The organism is Streptomyces sp. S.PNR 29, assembly GCF_030386795.1.
GTDB lineage: Bacteria > Actinomycetota > Actinomycetes > Streptomycetales > Streptomycetaceae > Streptomyces.
Map to the genome: position 1 here is coordinate 315,971 of NZ_JANUQM010000003.1, position 19,039 is coordinate 335,009.

Consider the following 19,039-nt stretch of genomic DNA (forward strand, 5'->3'; position numbering starts at 1 on the left):
GGCGCCCGGGAGAGGGGCCGTCGGGTGTGGCGTCCGTGTCCCCCGAGCCGGGCCGGGGCGGACAGTGGTGCCGAGCGTTCCTCGTCGGGGCCGTCCGCTGCCGGCACCACGTCCGCCCTCGCGGCTGCCCCGGGCAATTCCGACGGCAAGCCCGGGCACGGGCCGGGTGGGACGAAGGGGCCCAAGTAGCCGCGGGCCAGCGGCTGTGGGCCCTGGATCCCGGTAGGTTGTGGCGACCGAACGGGGACGGAGGGGAACGCGGGGCATGGACTTCTCGCTGCTCAACGATGAACCGGTGGACACGCCGGAGGCCGATCTGCTGGGCACCGGCCGGGCCGCCCGCGAGATCGCGAAGCTGCTGCACGACTCCCGGACGGCCACCCCCTTCACGCTCTCCGTCGACGCGGGCTGGGGGACGGGCAAGAGCAGCCTGATGCGGCTGGTCGACGCGGAGCTGCGGAGGCGGCGGGATGTCGAGACCGTCTGGTACAACGCCTGGACCTCCACGGGGGGTGACGCGCTGGAGGGGCTCATCAAGTCCGTGCTGATGAGCTTCGACCGGCGCGTGCTGCGGCGCGCGCTGCACCGTCTGTCCGAGCGGCGGACCCTGATCGCGGCGATCGGCGCGACGCTGGGCGTGGCGCTGGCCCCGTTCGGGGTGGCGGGGCTGGTCGACCGCTTCTGGCAGACCCTGTCCGTCGACCCGAGGTCCCGCAACGCCATGCGCGACGCTCTGCGGGACCTCGCGACCGAGTGGGCGGAATCGGCGCCGTACGAGCCACGGCGGCTTCTCGTCGTCTTCATCGACGACCTCGACCGCTGCTCGGAGGAGACCGTCCTCGCGGTGTGCGAGGCGGTGAAGGTCTACCTGGACGTGCCCGGACTCGCCTTCGTCATCGGCTGCGACCGCTCGGCCCTCGGCCCGTCGGGGCTGTTGCGGGACCTGGGACCGGCCGGGTCGGCGTTCATGGAGAAGATCTTCCAGACCAGCTACCGGCTGCCGGTGCCGGGCAGTGACGAGGTCGAGGCGTACGTACGGCACTGCTCGGAGCGCTCCGGGCTGCGCGCACTGATCGACGACGACCTGGTGAAGCTCATCGCCGACCGCTCGGCCCGCAACCCGCGCAGGATCAAGCGGCTCATCAACGGCTTCGGGCTGGAGTGCTCGCTCAACCCGGTGTGGGCGAGCTTCAGGCCGGAAGCGGTGATCAGGACGCTGCTGCTCCAGTACCTGTACGGCGACTTCTACCGGCTCCTGGTCACCGGCGACGGCACCTACGCGCACGCGGCACGGGAGTTCCGTGAGTACCGGGTGGCCCGGCGGGTGCTGAGCGAGGCGGTGCGGCCGGATCCCGAGTCATGGCAGAGCACGGTGAACAGCGTGACGGGCCACGGGCTCGCGGAGCCGGACATGGCGCGCCCGGACGGCTGGGCGGCCGTGCTGGCCCGGCTGGAGGAGGAGCTGCCCACCTCCTATCCCGCCCTCGCCCGCGACCAGAACTTCGTCAACCTCGTCGAGGAGTGGATGCGCCTGCCGCAGGTGGACGAGCTGGTGAAGCGGTTACAGGAGGGCGGCGTGGCCTCGGTCGTCCCCTTCCGCGACGGCGACGAGGCGCCGGACGGGGGCGACGACACACCCGCCGAAGAGCGTGACACCTACGAGGGCCTCCGCGTCCTCTGGGTCGACGACAAACCGGACGGGAACCGGACCTACATCGAGCACCTCCGGCGTCGCGGCGCCGACGTCGTGCTGGCCGAGGACGGGCGGAGCGCGGAGGAGACGCTGCGCACCCAGACCGTCGATCTGCTGCTCTCCGACATCGCGCGCGGGTCCGACCGGGACGCCGGCTTCACCGATCTCGCACGCTGGCGGCAGCGGGGGCGCTTCGACGGACCGGCGGTCTTCTTCACCGGCCGGGTGACCCCCGCCCGCGAACGTCGCAGCCGGGAACTGGGTGCGCGGATCGCGACCTCCGGCTCGACGCTCTTCCAGCACATCGACGCGGCATACGAGGAAATCCGCCAACACCGGTCCTGAATCGACTCCTTGTCCCCCCACCCCCTTGCGTTGAGAATGCGCATGACAAAAACGGGCGGCCGGAAGATCTCCGGTCGCTCACGTCTGCAGAGGGGACCCCCACATGAACAAGCCGCTCCTCGCCGTGCTCGGCGCCCTGGCGATCGCCGGGACGGGCACGGCACCAGCGGTTGCCGCCGGCACGGCGCCCGCGCCCGCCGTGCAGGCCGTCACCTTCGCCGGCACCGTCTCGCTCAGCAACTGCTCGGGCTCGGTGATCCGCTTCCCCAGCTCGGAGGAGAACGACCCGGCGCTGGTGATGTCCAACGGCCACTGCCTGGAGACAGGGTTCCCGGACCCCGGCGAGGTCGTCGTCAACCAGGCCTCCAGCCGCAGCTTCGGCCTGCTCAGCTCCTCCGGCGCGCGCCTCGGCACCCTGCGGGCCAACAAGATCGCGTACGCGACGATGACCGACACGGACGTCGCGCTGTACCAGCTCACCACCACCTACGCGCAGATCAAGAGCTCGTACGGCATCAACGCGCTGACGCTCAACGACACCCGCCCGGCCGCCGGCACCGCCATCACGGTCGTCTCCGGCTACTGGAAGCGGACGTACTCCTGCAACATCGACGGCTTCGCCTACCGTCTGAAGGAAGGCGCCTGGACCTGGAAGGACTCGGTCCGCTACACCTCCGCCTGCCAGACCATCGGTGGCACCTCGGGCTCGCCCGTCATCGACAACGCCACCGGCAAGGTCGTCGCCGTCAACAACACCGGCAACGAGGACGGCGAGCGCTGCACCGACAACAACCCCTGCGAGGTCGACGCGAACGGCAACGTGACCGTCCGCGAGGGCATCAACTACGGCCAGCAGACCTACCAGATACCGGCCTGCTTCGGCCTCGACAACAAGCTCGACCTCAGCCGCAGCGGCTGCACCCTGCCCAAGCCGTAAGGGCCGAAGGGGCCGGCGGTCACTGCGGAGTCCTGCGCACCGCCCGCCCCGCCAGCACGTCCGTCCGCCGTCCGTCCTCGATGACGAACCGCCCGTCGACGAGGACGTACGGGATGCCCGTCGGCAGCGTGCGCGGCTCGGCGAAGGTCGAGCCCGCCGCGACCGTGGCCGGGTCGAACAGCACCAGGTCGGCCCGGTATCCCTCCCGGACCAGCCCCCGGTCCGGCAGACGCAGCCGGGCCGCCGGGCGCGAGGTGAGGTGGGCGACGCACTCCTCCAGCGACAGCACCCCCAGTTCCCGTACGTACCGGCCGAGGTAGTGCGGGAACGTGCCGTACGCGCGCGGGTGCGGCTTGGCGCCCTGGAGGATGCCGTCCGAGCCACCGGTGTGCACGCGGTGGCGCATGATCGCGCGGACGTTCTCCTCGTGGCCGACGTGCTGCAGGATCGTCGGCCCCAGCCGGTCCGCCAGCAGCAGCCGGCGGGCGGTCACCCAGGGTTCCTCGCCCCGCAGCCGCGCCGACTCCTCAACCGTACGGCCCACGTACTCCGCCAGGGACGGGTCGGTCACGCCGGAGATCTCGATCGTGTCCCACTCGACGGGCACGCCGTGGCAGCCGTCGGAGCCGAGTACCTCCAGATGGTGCCGGATCCGCTCGGCCGTCTCCTCGTCCGCCAGCCGCTTCAGAACCGCCTCGGGGCCGCCCTCGCCCGCCCAGCCGGGCAGCAGCGCCGCGAGGGTGGTCGAGCCGGGGGTGTAGGGGTATGTGTCGAGGCTGATGTCGGCCCCGGCGGCCAGCGCCTCGTCCAGCAGGGACAGCAGCTGAGGCGCCCGGCCCTCGTTCACGCCGAAGTTCAGGGTGGCGTGGGCGAGGTGGAGGGGGCAGCCCGCCTCCCGGGTCAGGGCGACCATCTCCGCGTACGCCTCCAGGGCCCCGGCCCCGTACGAGCGGTGGTGCGGGCAGTAGTAGCCCCCGTAGCGCGCCACGACCCGGCACAGCTCGGTGAGTTCGGCGCCCCCGGCGTACATGCCGGGCGTGTAGGTCAGCCCGGAGGACATGCCGACCGCGCCCTGCTCCAGCCCCTCCGCGACCAGTTGCCGCATCCGGTCCAGCTCCGCGGGTGTGGCGGCCCGGTCCTCCCAGCCGACGGCGAGGGCGCGGACGGTGCCCTGGGGGACCAGGTAGGCCGCGTTCACGGCGATCCCGCGGTCCAGCCGGTCCAGGTACCCGCCCACCGACCGCCAGTCGATGTCGATGTCGTCGCCGTACCCGTTCCAGCCGGCGATCGCCCGGCGCACCTCGTCCAGGGTGCGGTCGTCGACCGGCGCGTACGACAGCCCGTCCTGGCCGACGACCTCCAGGGTCACGCCCTGCGCGGCCTTGGCGCTGTGGTCGGGGTCGCGCAGCAGGGCGAGGTCGCTGTGGGCGTGCATGTCGACGAAGCCGGGGCAGAGGACGAGCCCCTCGGCGTCCAGCTCCCGCATCGCTCTGGGCCGCTGGCAGCCCGCGGCCGCCGCCTCCTTGACGATCGAGACGATCCGGCCGCCGTTCACCACCACGTCGGCGCGGTAGGAGGGGTCGCCGGAGCCGTCGACGACGTCCGCGTCCCGGATGACGAGGTCTTCCATGGCCGGTACCTCCTGGGGTCTGTCTGACCTAGAAGAACGTACGGATGTAGTCGACGACCGTGCCGTCCGCCTCCGCGACCGGGATCAGCGGCCACTTGTCGAAGGACGTGCACGGATGGGACAGGCCCAGGCCGAGCCAGTCACCGACCTCCAGCTCGGCCTCGGGGGCCGTCCGCAGCCAGGCGTGCTGGTCGGACAGGGCGGTCACCGAGATGCCGGTGGCGGGACGCTCCGGGCCGCCGCCTTGGGGGCGTACCACCTGGGCGAAGGGGAGGTGGAGGTCGTACGCCGCGTCCCGCTTGCCCGCGTTGACGAAGGCCTGCCCGGGCGAGGGGCGGGAGACGACCTGGGTCCAGAGGCGGAACGCGGGCTCCAGGGCGCCCTCCTCGGGGACGCGGTTGAAGGGCGTCAACTTGCGGTAGTGGCCGTCGTCGTGCGAGACGTACGCGCCGGAGCGCAGCAACTTCAGGACGGGGAGGGAGAGTTCGGGGACCTCGGCGAACACCTCGGCCACCGTGTCGAACCAGGCGCTGCCGCCCGCGCTGACGACGATCTCGTCCGCCGCGGCGAAGCGCCCGGCCTTGTCGAACTCCACGGCCAGCGAGACCAGCCGCCGCAGCCACGCCCGCACCCGCCCCGGGTCCGCCTGCGGCACCTCGCCCTCGTACCCGGCGACCCCCACCAGCCGCAGGGTCTCCGCGGCCGCCACGGCGTCGGCGACGGCCGCGCACCCGGCCTCCGTACGGGCCCCGGTACGGGCCCCCTCGCCGGCGGCGAGCTCGACGACGACGTCCAGCGGGCGGGAGGCCCCCTTGAGCGCCGTGTCCATCAGCTCCACCCCGCGCACGGAGTCCGCGTAACAGACGAGACGGAAGTCCGGGTCGGCGTCGAGCTCGGCGGAGATCCAGCGCAGGGCCGCCGCGTCGACCAGCTCGTTGGCGAGGAAGACGCGCCGGACTCCGAAGGCCCGCGCGACCCGCACCTGGTGCGGCACGGCGAGCGTGATGCCCCAGGCGCCGTGCTCGATCTGGCGGTGGAAGAGCTGCGGGGCCATGGAGGTCTTGCCGTGCGGGGCGAAGGCGAGGCCGTGGCGGGCCGCGTACGCCTCCATGAGCCTCAGGTTGTGCTCCAGGCGCTCGGCGGAGAGGGCCAGGACGGGGGTGGCGAAACCGCCGGTGAAGAGGTTGCGGCGCTGGGCGGCCAGCTCCCCGACCGTCAGGCCGTCGGCGTCCGGGGGGAGGCCCTTGAAGCGGTGGTCGACGCGGTCCTCCGCGAGGCGAGCGAGCACTTCCCTGGCGTCCCTGGCCATGCGGGCCTCCCTGATCAGGCACATTGCGCTATGTGCAATGCTCATTGCGTATATCGCTCACCGCTGTCTAACATCTCGGCCACGCGGGGTCAACGAAAGCCGCGTCCCGTCCAGCCGACGAGGAGCTACGACCATCGTGACCACCACCGGCCCCCGCGACGCCTCCGATGTCGTGGACGTCGTCACGCTCGGCGAGTCCATGGTCACCTTCCTGCCCTCCCGCCCCGGCCGCCTGGCCGACGTCCCCAGCTTCGACCGCGCCATCGGCGGCGCGGAGTCGAACGTGGCGTGCGCGCTGGCGGCGGCCGGGCACTCGGTGCGGTGGATCAGCAGAGTGGGCGCCGACGGGTTCGGCGACCACCTGGTCGAGACGATCGGTGCGTACGGCGTCGACGTCTCGGCCGTACGGCGGGACCCGGCGCGACCGACCGGCGTGTACTTCCGCACGGCGGGGGACCGGGCGACCGAGGCGCACGAGGTGGCGTACTACCGGGCCGGTTCCGCGGCCTCGGCGATGTCGGTGCAGAACGTGGACGCGGAGGCGGTGCGCTCGGGACGTGTGCTGCACCTGACGGGGATCACCGCGGCGCTGTCCGAGGGGTGCGCGGGCCTCCTGCGCGAACTGACCGGCCCCCACCCGGGCCGGCCGCTCGTCTCCTTCGACGTCAACCACCGGCCCGGGCTGTGGAAACGGAACGACGGTGCGCGGGTGCTGCGGGAGCTGGCACGAGGGGCGGACATCCTGTTCGTGGGGGAGGACGAGGCGCACCAGGTGTGGGCGCTGGACGGAGCCGACGCCATCAGGGCCGCGTTTCCCGGTCCCGAGGTCCTGGTCGTCAAGCAGGGCGCACGCGGGGCCACCGTGTTCGACAAGGGAGACGTCACCTTCGTCCCCGCCCCGCACGTCGACGTCGTGGCCGCCGTCGGTGCCGGTGACGCCTTCGCCGCCGGGTTCCTCTCCGCCACCCTGCGCGGGCGCCCCGTCCGCGAGCGCCTCCGCCACGGTCACCTGATGGCCGCCGCGGCCCTCACCGTCCCCGGCGACCTCGCCGCGCCCGCGGCCCCGCACCACACCGACCGCCTGGCCGCTCTCGACGACGAAACGTGGGGGAGACTGCGACTCGGCCCTGGGTGGACAGACACCGTGGACCGGGCCGAGAGGGAGGCACGCACGCCATGAGCCAGACCGTCGACCGCGCGCTCAGCATCCTGCCGCTGCTCGCCGAGGGGCCCGCCGGCCTCGGCCAGGTCGCCGACCGCCTCGGCGTGCACAAGTCCACGGCCCTGCGCCTCCTGCGCACCCTGCACGAGCACGGCTACGTCTACCGCCAGTCCGACCAGCGCTACCGCCTCGGCGCCCGCCTGATCGCCCTCGCCCAGGAGGCGATGGAGAACCTCGACGTCCGCGAGATCGCCCACCCCCACCTCGTACGCCTGAACGAGAGCTGCGGACACACCGTGCACCTCGCCGTCCACGAGGAGGACGAGGTCCTCTACATCGACAAGGTGGAGAGCCGTTACCCGGTGCGGATGTACTCCCGGATCGGGAAGCCGGTCGCCATCACGGTCGCCGCCGTCGCCAAACTCCTCCTGGCCGACCTCCCCGAACCCGAGCGCCGTGCCCTCGCGGAGAAGCTCGACTACCCCCTGTACACGGCCCGTTCGACACCCGACGCCGGCGCGTTCCTGCGGGAGCTGGAGAAGGTGCGCGAACAGGGCTGGGCCGCCGACCTCGGCGGCCACGAGGAGTCCGTCAACTGTGTCGCCGCGCCCATCCGCGGCGCCGACGGCCGGGTGGTCGCCGCGATGTCGGTCTCCGCGCCGAACGTCGTCGTCACCGCCGACGAACTCCTCACCCTGCTCCCGCTGGTGCGCCGTACGGCGGACGCGATCAGCGGCGAGTACTCCGGCAGAACACCAGTGAAGGGACCCGTATGACCGAGAAGATCGCGCTCACCCCCACGACCCACACCACCCCGCCGGCGAAGTTCTCGCACGGCGTGCGCAAGGGCAACATCCTCCAGGTCGCCGGTCAGGTGGGTTTCCTCCCCGCCGAGGAGGGCAAGCCGCCCACGCCCGCCGGCCCCACCCTGCGCGAGCAGACCCTCCAGACCCTCGCCAACGTCAAGGCGATCCTCGAGGAGGGCGGCGCCTCCTGGGACGACGTGATGATGATCCGCGTCTACCTCACCGACGTGGACCACTTCGCCGAGATGAACGAGATCTACAACTCCTACTTCGAGGAGCAGGGCCTCACCCAGCCGCCCGCCGCGCGTACGACGGTGTACGTCGGCCTGCCCGCGGGTCTCCTCGTCGAGATCGACGCGCTGGCCGTCCTGGGCTGACCCTCCCTCATCGCATGGCCGTGGTCGACCGTGTTCGTGTAGGTGTCTGATAACGAAGTCGGGCCTGACTGTGCCCGGCACAGGATTCTCGACCATACTGCTCCGCTGTGGAGCAGCGCATAGGTTCGAGCAGCCAGCCCCTGGAAGGTGCCGGATTCGACCCGGCTTTCATCCCCGGGCTCACCTCACCCGCGTCCGGCGAGCCGGAGGACGACGCCAGGCCGGAGAAGGCGGTCGCGGAGGAGGAGGTCAACAAGGACGCGGTTCCGGAGGAGGCCGAGGAGGCCGTCGACGGGGAGCCGGAGGTCTCCGAGGAGGCCGACGACGACGCGGAGGCCGAGGAGGAGGTCTCCGACGGGCCCGTCTTCGAGGCTTCCGACCGTCGCGCCAGGATCGTCGCCGACGGCAAGGGCGTACGACTCCGCCTGGACGAGGAGGAGTGCGAGTTCCGCTGGGACGAGATCGGAGCGATCGAGACGGAGACGGGCCGCTTCGGCAAACGGTTCACGGTGACCGTGCACACTCCTGACCGCCGCTGGTACCCGATCGAGATCGAGGCGACGGCCAGGAGCCGCTTCAAGGAGTGGGAGTCACAGCTGGACGCGGTCCTCGACGCGTATTTCGAGGAGGCCGAGCAGGCCTAGCCGCAGTACTGGGCCTCCTTGCCGATGGACCTGTACATGCAGTCCGCGTTCTCCAGCAACTGCAGCACGGCGTCCCGGTTCCGTGAAGTCTCCCGCTCGATGACCTCGTCGGGCGGGTAGAACCCGCCACCCGCACTGGACGACGGGTACATCTCGAAGGTGTAGCCGAAGATCTTCTGGTTGCCCCACAGCCAGTCGTCGATCGACCCGTCCGTGATGTACAGGTCGCTGGACTGCTCCGGCGTGTACCCGTTGCTGGCGGCCATCTTCTGCCCGACGGTCTTGAAGGCGTTGTAGTCGTCGGCCGTCATCCCGGTCGTCGTGTCCGAGTAGGTGTAGCCGAACGGCCACAGCACCAGCTCGCTGTACGTGTGGAAGTCGATGCCGGCCTTGATCTGCTGCACCCCGCCGACGACCCGGCTGCGCACGAAGTCGGCGACCACCTTGACCTCGGGCGCGGATTCGGCCGAGGCGCCCCGGTAGGTCTCGGAGGACGTCGAGCCCGAGGAGCCGCCGCAGCAGCCCCAACGGTGGTTCCAGTTGCGGTTCAGATCCGTACCGACGTATGAGGAACCGGAGTTGGGCTGGCGGTTCTTGCGCCACGAGCGGTACGAGCCGGACGCGATGTCGTACTCGCCGCCGTCCGGGTTGAGGTCGGGGAGGATCCAGATCTCCCGGTTGTTCACCATGTTGGTGATCCGGGAGTCGCTCCCGTACCCCGCGCCGAGCTCGCGGAGCAGGTACAGCGCCATCTCCACCGTCAGGTGCTCACGGGCGTGCTGGTGGTGGGTGAGGAGAACCTCCGGCTCGTTCTCGTCGCTCGCCACATTGTCGCTGATCTTGATGGCGACGATGTCCCGGCCCTGGTACGACTTGCCGATCACCCGCTTGCTCATGATGTTCGGGTAGGCGGCGAGCCGCTGGTTGATCTCCGTGTTCATCTCGGCGTAGTTGTGGTACCGCGAGTCGGCCGAGGGGAAGTCGTAGAGCCGTACGTCGCCCTCCCCGCCGGAGCGGTCCGGGGCCGTGCCCATCGGCGTGACGTCGTACCCCTGCTGGCGCAGCTTCTTGATCTGGTCGGCGCGGCCGGACACGACGACGGTGTGGTCGTCGGCCTCGTCCACCGTCACACCGGACCGCTGAAGTGCCGTACGGGACTTGGCGTCCGAGTGCATGTGGACCTCGTACTGCCGGATGTCCTCGGCGGAGGGGGCCGCCTTGTGGGCGCTGTCGGCGCTGGCGTCGGCAGCCGTCGCGGAGAGGGGCGCAGCGAGGGCGAGGGCGAGGAGGGCTGCCAGGGCGGCGGTCCGTCTGCCGCCGCGGGCGCCAGAGCCGCGTATGCGAAGTCGCATGAAGTCTCCTAGTTTCTCCAGGAATTCCGGGATCTCCGGAGGTGGGGGAGGGGAGCTGGGGGGTGGTTCTTCCGTGCGACGTGCTGCCGGTGCGGGCGTGGCGCTCATCGTTCTGGTTATGGCATGACCCGGTCAAGAGTGCGCCAAGGGGTGAGTGGCGGGGCGGTCGGAAATCGGCCGGGCAGTGTACGCGTGTCCGTGTCGCGCGGTGCTGTCCGCAGCGAAGTGCACCCGGCGGTGTGACCGGCGTGTGCATCAATGCCGGGGCTGCGGGGAGAGTGAAGGTCCGCGCAAGGGGAGCCGGAGCTCCGGCTCCCCGGACCACACCCCCCAGAGGACTGGCTGATCATGGGCGGATCAGCGCCACGACGGGACCTTCAGCTGCCGGTCGAGACGACCAGCTTCGTCGACCGGCGCGGGGAACTGACCGAGGGCCGTGAGCTGTTGGCCCGGGCGCGCCTGGTGACGCTGACCGGGCCCGGCGGCGTCGGCAAGACGCGGCTCGCCGCACGCATCGCGGCCCGCGTCGCACGCGCCTTCCCGGACGGGGTGCGTTTCGTGCACCTCTCCGGCCTGCACGACCCGGCGCTCGTCCCGCTCGCCGCCGGCGACGCGCTCGGGCTGCACGACCACAGCGCGCAGCCTCCGCTGGACGCGCTGGTGGAACAGGTACGCCGCCGGCGGCTGCTGCTCGTCGTCGACAACTGCGAGCACGTGCTGGGCGCGTGTGCGGAGCTGGCCGCGGCGTTGCTGCGCGGCACGACGGGTGTCCGCCTCCTCGCCACCAGCCGGCACCGACTCGGCCTCACCGAGGAACACCTCCTGGAGGTACGGCCCCTGCCGGTCCCCGACCCGGACGGCGACCTCTCCGCCGCCGAGGGCTACCCGGCCCTCACCCTCTTCGCCGACCGGGCCGCGGCCGTCGTACCCGGCTTCCGCCTGACCCCGGACAACCGAGCCGCGGTCGCCCGCCTCTGCCACCGCCTCGACGGCCTCCCCCTCGCCATCGAGCTGGCCGCCGTCCGCATGCGCGTCCTCGGCATCGAACAGCTCCTGGAACGCCTGGACGACCGCTACCGCCTGCTGTCCGCCGGCAGCCCCGCCGTCCTGCCACGCCACCAGACCCTGCGCGCCGCCGTCGACTGGAGCCACGACCTGTGCACCGAACGGGAGCAACTGGTGTGGGCCCGGCTGTCGGTGACGGCGGGCAGCTTCGACCTGGAGACGGCGGAGGCGGTGTGCGCGGACGAGGAGGACGCCGCACCGGGTCCCTCGACCGACGGCGCGACGCCTGGGGAGGGGGGTGCGGACGGGTTACGGGCCTCGGAGGCGCGGGCGGACGGCTTGGGCACCGGGCCGGGGGCCTTGGATGAGCGGGCGGAGGGCTTGGGCACCGGGCCGGGGGCCTTGGGCGAGCGGGCGGAGGGCTTGGGCGCCGGGGCAGGGACCGGCGGTGTGCCAGCCGATGCCCGGCCCGGTACCGCCCACGTCGGCGGTCCGGCCGCCGATGCCCGGCCCGGCAGCGCGCGCGTCGGTGATCCGGCCGCCGATGCCCTGCCCCGCAGCGCACCCCCTGACGATGCATCCGACACCCGCACCCGCGACGCATCCCCCGGCGGAGCCGTCGGCGCTCGGCGTGCCCCCCGCATCCTGCGTCCCGACGTCCTCGAAGCCGTCGCCGGGCTCGTCGACAAGTCCGTGCTGTGCCGGGAGCCGGGGCCCGGCGGGGTTCGGTACCGGCTGCTCGACACGCTGCGGCAGTACGGGCTCGACAGGCTGAGGCGGCTGCCGGGGGAGGAGGCCGCCGCCCGGAGACGGCTCGGGAACTGGATGCTGCGGCGCGCCGCGGACTGTGAGCGGACGTGGTTCGGGCCGGGCCAGCCGGAGACCGTGGCGCGGCTGCGAGCCGACCAGGACAACCTGCGGGCCGTCCTCGACCACAGCCTCAGCACCCCGGACGAAGCGCTCGCCGGGCTGCGACTGGCGGGCACCCTCTGGTTCTACTGGCACGCCTGCGGAGCACCCCGCGAGGGCCGCTACTGGATCGACCGGGCTCTCGACGCCGGCCCCGAACCGACCCGGGAGCGGGCCCGCGGCCTGTGGGTGGCCGGTCTGCTCGCCGCCGTCACGCAGGACCTCTCCCGTGGCCACCGCCTCGCCGAGGAGGCCCGCGCGCTGGCCCGCACTCTGGGCGACGCGGCCGAGGAGGCCCACGCCGAGTACGTCGTCGGCGTCATCCGGCTGTTCCGCGACGACCTGCCGGGCGCGCTGGACCACTTCGAGGCGAGCGTGGCCCGCGGCCCCGTCCCGGGCCAGCACCTCAGCATCGTCGGCCTCGACCAGGTCGAACTCGCCTGCGCCCTGGGCTTCCTGGGTGAGGCCGACCGTGCCGTCGAGGTCTGCGAGCGGGCCCTGCGGCTGTGCGAGGAACACGGCGAGGAGTGGGTGCGGTCGTACGTCCTGCGCATGCTCGCCCTCGCCCGCACGGTGCAGCAGGACTGGCCGTCGGCCGAACGGCACGCCCGCGAGTCCGTGCGCCTGAAGCTGGCCGTCCACGACGTCACCGGCATCGCGCTCACCCTCGACCTGCTGGCGCTGATCGCCACCCGGTGCGACGCCCACGAACGCGCGGCCGTCCTGCTGGGCGGCGCCGACCGCGTCTGGACCGACATCGACAGGAACCGCTGGGGCTCGACGGCCCTCAACTCCGCCCGCCGCGACAGCGAGGCACGGATCCGCGCGGCCGTCGGGCGCCGCGACTACGAGCGGGCGTACGCCCGGGGCGGTGGCCTCGGCCTCGCGGAGATCGTCGGATACGCGCTGCAGGAGCAGCCGCAGCAGGAACGGCACCGTGCGGAACGGTCCACCGGGACCGACCGGTTGAGCGACCCGGCCGGCGTCCGCCTCACCCGCCGCGAGACCGAGGTCGCCCGGCTCGTCGCCGAGGGCCTCGCCAACCAGCAGATCGCCGACCGCCTGGTCATCGCCCGCCGTACCGCCGAAGGCCATGTGGAACGCATCCTCAGCAAGCTCGGCTTCAGCAGCCGCAGCCAGATCGCCGCCTGGGTGACGGCACAACGCTGAACCACCCCTCCGACAGAGCACCATCCACCATCCCAGGGGGACCACATGAGCACCCAAGGCCCGTTCGATCACCGCATCGCCGTCTTCGGTACCGACGACGCCTTCCTCGCCACCGCCCTGCCCTTCCTCACCGAGGGGCTCGCGGCGCCCGAAGAACCCCCGCCCGTGGCCATCGCCGCCCCCGACAAGCTGGACCTCCTGCGCGACACCCTCGGCGGCGACGCCCAGCGGATCACCTGCATCCCGCACACCGACTGGTACACCGGCTCCGCCGCCAACGCCGTCGCGCAGGCCGCCGGTCACCTCGCCGCACACAGCGGACCCGGCGGCCGTGTCCACCTCCTCATGGAGCCCGTCTGGAACGGCCGCGCAGGGCGCTCCGTACGCGAGACCACCGAGTGGATCCGCTACGAGGCCCTCGCCAACCTCCTCTTCGCCCCGATGGCGACGACCGTCCTGTGCGCCTACGACACCCGCACCGCCGGTACCGCCGTCGTCGAGGCGGCCCGCCGCGCCCACCCGGACACCGGCGTCTACGTGGACCCGGTCGTGCTCACTGCCGAACTGGACTCCGTACCGCTGCCCCCGCCCCCGCCCGACGCGGCGCGGCTCGCCGAGCCCACCGTCGACGCCGTCCAGGCCTGGGCCGTCGGCCGCGGTCTCCCGGCCGCCGACGCGGAGCTGTTCGCCACGGCCGTCACCGAGACCGCGGCCCACCTCGGCCCCCTCACCCGTCCCGCCCTCCTGTGGGGCGACCCCCCGGCCTGCGTCGCCGAGCTGTGCGCCGCCCGCCGCGTCGACGACCCGCTCGCCGGCTTCGTCCCACCGCCCGTGACCGACCCGGAGCCCGGCCAGGGCCTGTGGTACGCGCGGCAGGTGTGCGCGTACGTCGATGTACGGGACGACGACAGGGGAGCGACCGTACGCCTGCAGTACGCGTAGCCGCGTACGCGGGGATACCCCGAAGCGGGGAGAAGCAGGTAGGGGAACGGGTAGTCCTCCCCCTGCGGGGAACGGTCCCCGGCGGCCACCCTGGAACCATGCTGCGACTCTCCGGGGGAGCGCCCCCGGACCCCGACGATAGGTACGGTCCGTTCCCCCAGCCACCGCTGGGGGCGGGCCATCTGAGCGCCGAGTACGACCCCCGTCCCTCCGCCGTCCGCGAGGCACGCGCCGAGGTCCGCAGGCAGCTGGAGGGATGGGGGCTCGCCGAGCGGGGCGACGTGGCCGAGGTGACCGAACTCCTCGTCAGCGAACTCGCCACCAACGCCCTGCTGCACGCAGCGAGCCGCTTCAGGCTCACCCTGTCCGCCGCGCACGGCGTCCTGCGCTGCGAGGTCGCCGACGCGGGCCGCCGCGTGCCGCAGGTGCTCGACGCGGGGGCCTCGGAGAGCGGCCGAGGGATGTTCCTGGTGGACGCGCTCGCCCAGCGCTGGGGCTGCCACCAGGACGCGCTGGGCAAGACCGTCTGGTTCGAGCTCGGCACCTGCGGGTCGGACGGCTGCGGACAGCGGCAGCCGTAACGCTCCGCCGGTCGGGCGGCTCCGGCGGCGCACCCGGCCCCTGGAGCCGGCGCTGGGCGCTTCGGGTGAAGATCCGTGCAGGCCCTCTTGTCCCCCGGGCGGCTTTGAGCTTTCTTGACCATCATGGCGGACACCACGGGAAACACCCAGAGCACCGAGGCGACGCACGACCCGGCGCTCCGCAAGGCCAGTTGGAAGCACATCGGACCCGGCATCGTCGTCGCCGCGACCGGTGTGGGCGCCGGCGACCTGGTCGCCACGCTCATCGCGGGCAGCAACTTCGGCTACACCCTGCTGTGGGCCGCGATCGTCGGCTGCCTGGTGAAGATCTCCCTCGCCGAGGCCGCGGGCCGCTGGCACCTGTCCACCGGCCGCACCCTCTTCGACGGCTGGGCCAGCCTCGGCCGCTGGACCACGTACTTCTTCGTCGTCTACGCCGTGATCTGGGGCTTCGTCTACGGCGCGGCGGCGATGTCGTCGAGCGCGCTGCCGCTGCAGGCGCTGTTCCCGGACGTCATGGACCTCAAGTGGTGGGGCGTGGCCTGCGGCCTGGTCGGCCTGGTCTTCGTGTGGTTCAACAAGTACGCGGTCTTCGAGAAGGCCATGACGGTCCTGGTGGGCGTCATGTTCGTGGTGACGGTCTATCTGGCGATCCGTGTCACCCCGAACCTGCCCGACGCCTTCGCCGGCCTCCTCCCGGTCCTGCCCGACGAGAAGGACTCCGTCCTCAACACCCTCGGCCTGATCGGCGGCGTCGGCGGCACGATCACGCTGGCCGCGTACGGCTACTGGGTCAACGCCAAGGGCTGGACCGACACCGGCTGGATGAAGGTCATGCGCCTGGACAACCGCGTCGCCTACGCGACCACGGGCATCTTCGTGGTGGCCATGCTCTTCGTCGGCGCGGAGCTGCTGCACTCCGCGAACGTCGCCCTCGCGAGCGGTGACAAGGGCCTCGTCCAGCTCGGCGACATCCTGGAGGAGGAGTACGGCACGGCGACGGCGAAGTTCTTCCTGATCGGCTTCTTCGCCACCTCCTTCACCTCCCTGATCGGCGTCTGGCACGGTGTGAGCCTGATGTTCGCGGACTTCGTGGCGCGGTACCGCACACAGGGCGGGGCGAAGGGCGAGGAGGTCGCCTCGGGCGCGCGAGAACGGTCCTGGCCCTTCCGCGCGTACCTGCTCTGGCTGACCTTCCCGCCCATCGTCCTGCTCTTCCAGGGACAGCCCTTCCGCCTGGTCATCATCTACGGCGTGCTGGGCGCGGCCTTCATGCCCTTCCTGGCCCTGACCCTGATCTGGCTCCTGAACTCCGCACGCACCCCGGCCGAGTGGCGCAACGGCCCGCTGAGCAACGGGATGCTCGCCGTCGCCGGGCTGCTGTTCCTGGTCCTGTGCGTGAAGCAGGTCTGGGACCAGCCGTGGGCGGAGTTCTTCTAGCGGTCGCCCACCAGGGCTACCGCCAGTTCGGGCTGAGGGCGATCCGGCGAAGCTCGTCCATGGTCAGGGCGGGCTTCGCACGGGTGGCGTCGCGGTTCTGGGCGCCGGAGTTGAAGGCGCTGACCACCACGCGGAAACCGTCCGTCCGCAGGGTGTCGACGGTCCACATGACGACCCCGCCGCCACCCTTCTCGCCGGGGCCCTGCCGCTCCCTCACCCTGGTGCCGTCCTGGAGGGTCTCGGCGTCGGAGCCGAACAGCTCACCGGCGACGTCCGACATGCCGGGCTGCACATTGATCTGGACGAGGCTCGCGCCCTTGCCGTCGTCGACGACCACATAACCGAACCCGCCCTCCTCGCCGCCCTTCGCGACCACCTCGGCACGCCCGGGGACCAGGTCGGCGAGGGTCCGGGCGATCTGCGAGCCGTCGGGGACGGCCGGTGTGGCACTCGGCTCCTCCACGTCCTTCCGGCTGCGCGGATCCTCGGGGATCGCGTCGACGGCGGCCCGCCACTCAGGCGCCGTCACCAGCTTCTTCAACTCCGCTGCCGACAAAGGCGGCTCCGGCCTGCTGACGGGCTCGTCCTTCTCCGCGGCGGAGTTCCACTCGCTCACGCTGACCTGCTGCCCGGCGGGCGTGACAAGTGCGGCGTTCCACCACTTGGTGTCGGCCCGGCGGTCCGGATACTCGTACCCCTGGAGAAGCATGAGTTTCGACCCGTCGGACAGCGTGCTGGTGACGCAGCTGTCGTACGGCGTGAACGCCTTGTCGGGGCACCGGGTCGCCTGCCGGGCCTGCTCGCTGCCCGGCTCCACCCGGTTCAGGCTGACGGAGATCGCCCCCGGACCCTTGCCGTCGTCGTACACGAGGTGGGCGTACGGCCCGAAGGCCGCGTCGGTGGCGCGCCCGTGCTCCCCGCTGACCCTGCCCTCGGGGAGCTGCTCCTTGAGCATGCCGATCAGCCGGTCGGCGGAGTAGGCACCGGGGGCGGTGCGGCCGGCCGTCGGCCCGGCCGCCACCGGCCGGGGCCCCTTCGCCTCGTCGCCGTCCGGCACCAGCACCGCACCGCCCACGCCCACCAGCGCCAGCCCGGCCGCGCCGCCCACCACGGCGGCCCGGCGCCGCAGCCTGAGGCGCCGCCCGCGGGCCCGGCCGGCCGCGGCGAGCGCGGCCCGGTCGGTGTCGAAGGCGCCGCCGGTGTCGCGCAGGGCGGCGGCGAGCCGGTCCTCGAAGGGATCGCTGTGCTGGTCGACGGGCATGGCACACCACCGTTTCCGCGAGGTCGGAGAAGAGCGAAGGGGATGTCAGGGGCGGGCGTACTCGGCGAGGTCCTCGCCCAGCAGCTCCCGCAGCCGGGCCAGCGCACGGACGCACCGCGTCCGCACCGCCGCCGAGCTGGCGTTCATCGCGTCGGCCGTCTCCTCGATGGAGCGGTCCTCCCAGTACCGCAGGACGACCACGGCCCGGTCCTTGGCGGGCAGCCGGGACAGCGCATCGAGCAGGGTGAGCCGGAGCGACGCGTCACCGTCGGCCGTGCCCGGCAGGTCGGGGAACACGTCCGTCGAGCGCTCGGCACTGCTGCGCCGCCGCTGGTGGGCGAGGAACGCCCGGGTGAGGACGGTCTGCGCGTACCCGGCGGGATTGCCGACCCGGGACACCCGCGACCAGCGGACGTACAGCCGCCCGAGGGTCTCCTGGACGAGATCCTCGGCGAGATGCGTGTCCCCGGCCGTGAGCAGACAGGCGGACCGGTACAGGTGACCCGCACGCGCTGCCGCGAACTGAGCGTACTCGTCCGCGCGGTCGTGTCTCATCGGCTCGCTCCCCCTGCACCCGTGCCCGGTCCGCACCGTCCTCACCTCATTGATGCGGTGGGCCCCGGGAAATGTTTCACGCGCCGGGCGTCGAGGTGTGTCAGGAGGTCCACACCAGTCTGTCCAGCAACAGCCCCACCGCGCATCCCGCCAGCAGCACGCCCGTCGACATCCACAAGGCCGCACCCGTCGCGCTCATCACATCCCAGCGCAGCGACACCGTGAGCAGCTGTGCCGCCGCCGGCACCGCGCAGGCCGCCGCCAGGTGCCGTACCGGCACCTGCCGCCCCGGCTCCGGATGCACCCGCGCCGCGGCCCAGGTGGCGAGCACGACACAGAGCAGGTTCGGCAGATGGACGAGGGCCACCGCCGCACCGAAGGAGCCGACGCCCGCCGGACCGACCAACGGCCCGTACACCAGCGTCATCTGGAGGTACTCGCTGACGACGAGTACGACGATGCCCACGGCCCAGGACCGGATGAGAGCCATCAACCGCCTCCGAAGATCTCGAACCAGAGCAGGGTCGCGAAACCCAGCGCCGCCATGCCGCAGCCCGCCGTCAGCGCCAGGGACTGCAGGACGGGGGGCCAGGTCCCCCGGCCCGCCACCGTCGCCGTCCCCTTCGGATCGCGGGGGTCATAGGTGACGGTGACCGGGGTGCCCTCCGTCGTCGACCAGCTCGCGAGGTCCTCGAACTCGACCCGCGTGCCGTCGGCCGTGTGGAAGACGAAGAAATGACGGGTGGCGTCGGAGCGGTTGTACGGCTCGGTCTCCACCCGCACGCACTCACCGCCCGTCCGCACGCCCCGCCGCAGCACGCGCGCCACCGTGACCAGACGGCGCGCGTACTTCAGCGACACCGCGCCGAACAGCGCCACGAGCAGCGTCAGAACGACGTAACCGGCGCCGGGCACCTCCAC

17 protein-coding genes are annotated in these 19,039 nt (G+C 72.3%); 10 read left to right on the forward strand and 7 right to left on the reverse strand.

The genetic code is table 11. From position 1 onward, the window contains the following. Positions 1 to 265: 265 nt before the first annotated feature. Together NW895_RS10295 and NW895_RS10300 are read left to right on the forward strand one after the other, a co-directional pair. Entirely contained in the window at positions 266 to 2,038 is a 1,773-nt protein-coding gene (locus tag NW895_RS10295) for a P-loop NTPase fold protein (RefSeq protein WP_289935089.1), read from the forward strand. Between the two features lie 103 nt (positions 2,039 to 2,141). Continuing rightward, positions 2,142 to 2,975, forward strand: a complete 834-nt coding sequence (locus NW895_RS10300; RefSeq protein WP_289935090.1) for a serine protease — start codon at positions 2,142 to 2,144, stop codon at positions 2,973 to 2,975. Positions 2,976 to 2,994: 19 nt separating this feature from the next. Here NW895_RS10300 and NW895_RS10305 read toward each other — a convergent pair whose 3' ends face one another. Then, a complete protein-coding gene (locus NW895_RS10305; protein WP_289935091.1) occupies positions 2,995 to 4,605 on the reverse strand; it encodes a D-aminoacylase in 1,611 nt (536 codons plus the stop codon). A 28-nt stretch (positions 4,606 to 4,633) separates the two neighbouring features. Then, positions 4,634 to 5,914 carry an amino acid deaminase gene (locus NW895_RS10310; protein WP_289935092.1) on the reverse strand — a complete coding sequence of 427 codons (1,281 nt, stop codon included), beginning with the start codon at positions 5,912 to 5,914 and terminating at the stop codon, positions 4,634 to 4,636. A 136-nt stretch (positions 5,915 to 6,050) separates the two neighbouring features. On the opposite strand from NW895_RS10310, the gene NW895_RS10315 reads away from it, so the two are divergent. The 4 genes from NW895_RS10315 (at position 6,051) to NW895_RS10330 (ending at position 8,903) form a co-directional block, all read left to right on the forward strand. Continuing rightward, the gene (locus NW895_RS10315; protein WP_289935093.1) at positions 6,051 to 7,094 is read left to right on the forward strand and encodes a sugar kinase; all 1,044 of its coding nucleotides are present in this window, start codon (positions 6,051 to 6,053) and stop codon (positions 7,092 to 7,094) included. Continuing rightward, complete coding sequence (locus NW895_RS10320; protein WP_289935094.1) at positions 7,091 to 7,852, forward strand: IclR family transcriptional regulator; 762 nt, start codon at positions 7,091 to 7,093, stop codon at positions 7,850 to 7,852. Before NW895_RS10315 ends, NW895_RS10320 begins: the two co-directional genes overlap by 4 nt. Then, positions 7,849 to 8,259 carry a RidA family protein gene (locus NW895_RS10325; protein WP_289935095.1) on the forward strand — a complete coding sequence of 137 codons (411 nt, stop codon included), beginning with the start codon at positions 7,849 to 7,851 and terminating at the stop codon, positions 8,257 to 8,259. Before NW895_RS10320 ends, NW895_RS10325 begins: the two co-directional genes overlap by 4 nt. A 107-nt stretch (positions 8,260 to 8,366) precedes the next feature. Beyond that, positions 8,367 to 8,903: a hypothetical protein gene (locus NW895_RS10330; protein WP_289935096.1), complete on the forward strand. Its 537-nt coding sequence runs from the start codon at positions 8,367 to 8,369 to the stop codon at positions 8,901 to 8,903. On the opposite strand, the gene NW895_RS10335 is transcribed toward NW895_RS10330, so the two are convergent. Next, a complete protein-coding gene (locus tag NW895_RS10335) occupies positions 8,900 to 10,255 on the reverse strand; it encodes a M14 family metallopeptidase (protein ID WP_289935097.1) in 1,356 nt (451 codons plus the stop codon). The two genes, NW895_RS10330 and NW895_RS10335, sit on opposite strands and share 4 nt — an antisense overlap. Before the next feature lie 348 nt (positions 10,256 to 10,603). Here NW895_RS10335 and NW895_RS10340 point away from each other — a divergent pair, with 348 nt between their 5' ends. From NW895_RS10340 to NW895_RS10355, 4 genes are all read left to right on the forward strand, one after another. Further along, a complete protein-coding gene (locus NW895_RS10340) occupies positions 10,604 to 13,339 on the forward strand; it encodes a LuxR C-terminal-related transcriptional regulator (protein WP_289935098.1) in 2,736 nt (911 codons plus the stop codon). A 45-nt stretch (positions 13,340 to 13,384) separates the two neighbouring features. Then, positions 13,385 to 14,281 carry an MEDS domain-containing protein gene (locus tag NW895_RS10345; RefSeq protein WP_289935099.1) on the forward strand — a complete coding sequence of 299 codons (897 nt, stop codon included), beginning with the start codon at positions 13,385 to 13,387 and terminating at the stop codon, positions 14,279 to 14,281. Positions 14,282 to 14,379: 98 nt separating this feature from the next. After that, positions 14,380 to 14,862, forward strand: a complete 483-nt coding sequence (locus tag NW895_RS10350; RefSeq protein ID WP_289935100.1) for an ATP-binding protein — start codon at positions 14,380 to 14,382, stop codon at positions 14,860 to 14,862. 123 nt (positions 14,863 to 14,985) lie between these two features. After that, the gene (locus tag NW895_RS10355; protein ID WP_289935101.1) at positions 14,986 to 16,302 is read left to right on the forward strand and encodes an Nramp family divalent metal transporter; all 1,317 of its coding nucleotides are present in this window, start codon (positions 14,986 to 14,988) and stop codon (positions 16,300 to 16,302) included. A gap of 16 nt (positions 16,303 to 16,318) precedes the next feature. On the opposite strand, the gene NW895_RS10360 is transcribed toward NW895_RS10355, so the two are convergent. The 4 genes from NW895_RS10360 to NW895_RS10375 all read right to left on the reverse strand — a co-directional run bounded on the left by NW895_RS10360 (position 16,319) and on the right by NW895_RS10375 (position 19,039). Next, positions 16,319 to 17,563: a hypothetical protein gene (locus NW895_RS10360; protein ID WP_289935102.1), complete on the reverse strand. Its 1,245-nt coding sequence runs from the start codon at positions 17,561 to 17,563 to the stop codon at positions 16,319 to 16,321. A 45-nt stretch (positions 17,564 to 17,608) separates the two neighbouring features. Beyond that, on the reverse strand, positions 17,609 to 18,118 hold the full coding sequence (locus NW895_RS10365; RefSeq protein ID WP_289935103.1) for a SigE family RNA polymerase sigma factor: 510 nt from the start codon (positions 18,116 to 18,118) through the stop codon (positions 17,609 to 17,611). Between the two features lie 100 nt (positions 18,119 to 18,218). After that, positions 18,219 to 18,608, reverse strand: coding sequence for a hypothetical protein (locus NW895_RS10370; protein ID WP_289935104.1), 390 nt, complete (start codon positions 18,606 to 18,608; stop codon positions 18,219 to 18,221). After that, on the reverse strand, positions 18,608 to 19,039 hold the full coding sequence (locus NW895_RS10375; protein ID WP_289935105.1) for a DUF3592 domain-containing protein: 432 nt from the start codon (positions 19,037 to 19,039) through the stop codon (positions 18,608 to 18,610). Before NW895_RS10375 ends, NW895_RS10370 begins: the two co-directional genes overlap by 1 nt.

What these genes read in the sequence shown, in the direction of transcription:
- NW895_RS10300 (WP_289935090.1), top strand. Translation starts at nt 2,142, where the DNA reads ATGAACAAGCCGCTCCTCGCCGTGCTCGGCGCCCTGGCGATCGCCGGG.
- NW895_RS10305 (WP_289935091.1), bottom strand. Translation starts at nt 4,605, where the DNA reads ATGGAAGACCTCGTCATCCGGGACGCGGACGTCGTCGACGGCTCCGGC.
- NW895_RS10365 (WP_289935103.1), bottom strand. Translation starts at nt 18,118, where the DNA reads ATGAGACACGACCGCGCGGACGAGTACGCTCAGTTCGCGGCAGCGCGT.
- NW895_RS10370 (WP_289935104.1), bottom strand. Translation starts at nt 18,608, where the DNA reads ATGGCTCTCATCCGGTCCTGGGCCGTGGGCATCGTCGTACTCGTCGTC.
- NW895_RS10310 (WP_289935092.1), bottom strand. Translation starts at nt 5,914, where the DNA reads ATGGCCAGGGACGCCAGGGAAGTGCTCGCTCGCCTCGCGGAGGACCGC.
- NW895_RS10325 (WP_289935095.1), top strand. Translation starts at nt 7,849, where the DNA reads ATGACCGAGAAGATCGCGCTCACCCCCACGACCCACACCACCCCGCCG.
- NW895_RS10335 (WP_289935097.1), bottom strand. Translation starts at nt 10,255, where the DNA reads ATGCGACTTCGCATACGCGGCTCTGGCGCCCGCGGCGGCAGACGGACC.
- NW895_RS10340 (WP_289935098.1), top strand. Translation starts at nt 10,604, where the DNA reads ATGGGCGGATCAGCGCCACGACGGGACCTTCAGCTGCCGGTCGAGACG.
- NW895_RS10360 (WP_289935102.1), bottom strand. Translation starts at nt 17,563, where the DNA reads ATGCCCGTCGACCAGCACAGCGATCCCTTCGAGGACCGGCTCGCCGCC.
- NW895_RS10355 (WP_289935101.1), top strand. Translation starts at nt 14,986, where the DNA reads ATGGCGGACACCACGGGAAACACCCAGAGCACCGAGGCGACGCACGAC.
- NW895_RS10320 (WP_289935094.1), top strand. Translation starts at nt 7,091, where the DNA reads ATGAGCCAGACCGTCGACCGCGCGCTCAGCATCCTGCCGCTGCTCGCC.
- NW895_RS10295 (WP_289935089.1), top strand. Translation starts at nt 266, where the DNA reads ATGGACTTCTCGCTGCTCAACGATGAACCGGTGGACACGCCGGAGGCC.
- NW895_RS10350 (WP_289935100.1), top strand. Translation starts at nt 14,380, where the DNA reads ATGCTGCGACTCTCCGGGGGAGCGCCCCCGGACCCCGACGATAGGTAC.
- NW895_RS10345 (WP_289935099.1), top strand. Translation starts at nt 13,385, where the DNA reads ATGAGCACCCAAGGCCCGTTCGATCACCGCATCGCCGTCTTCGGTACC.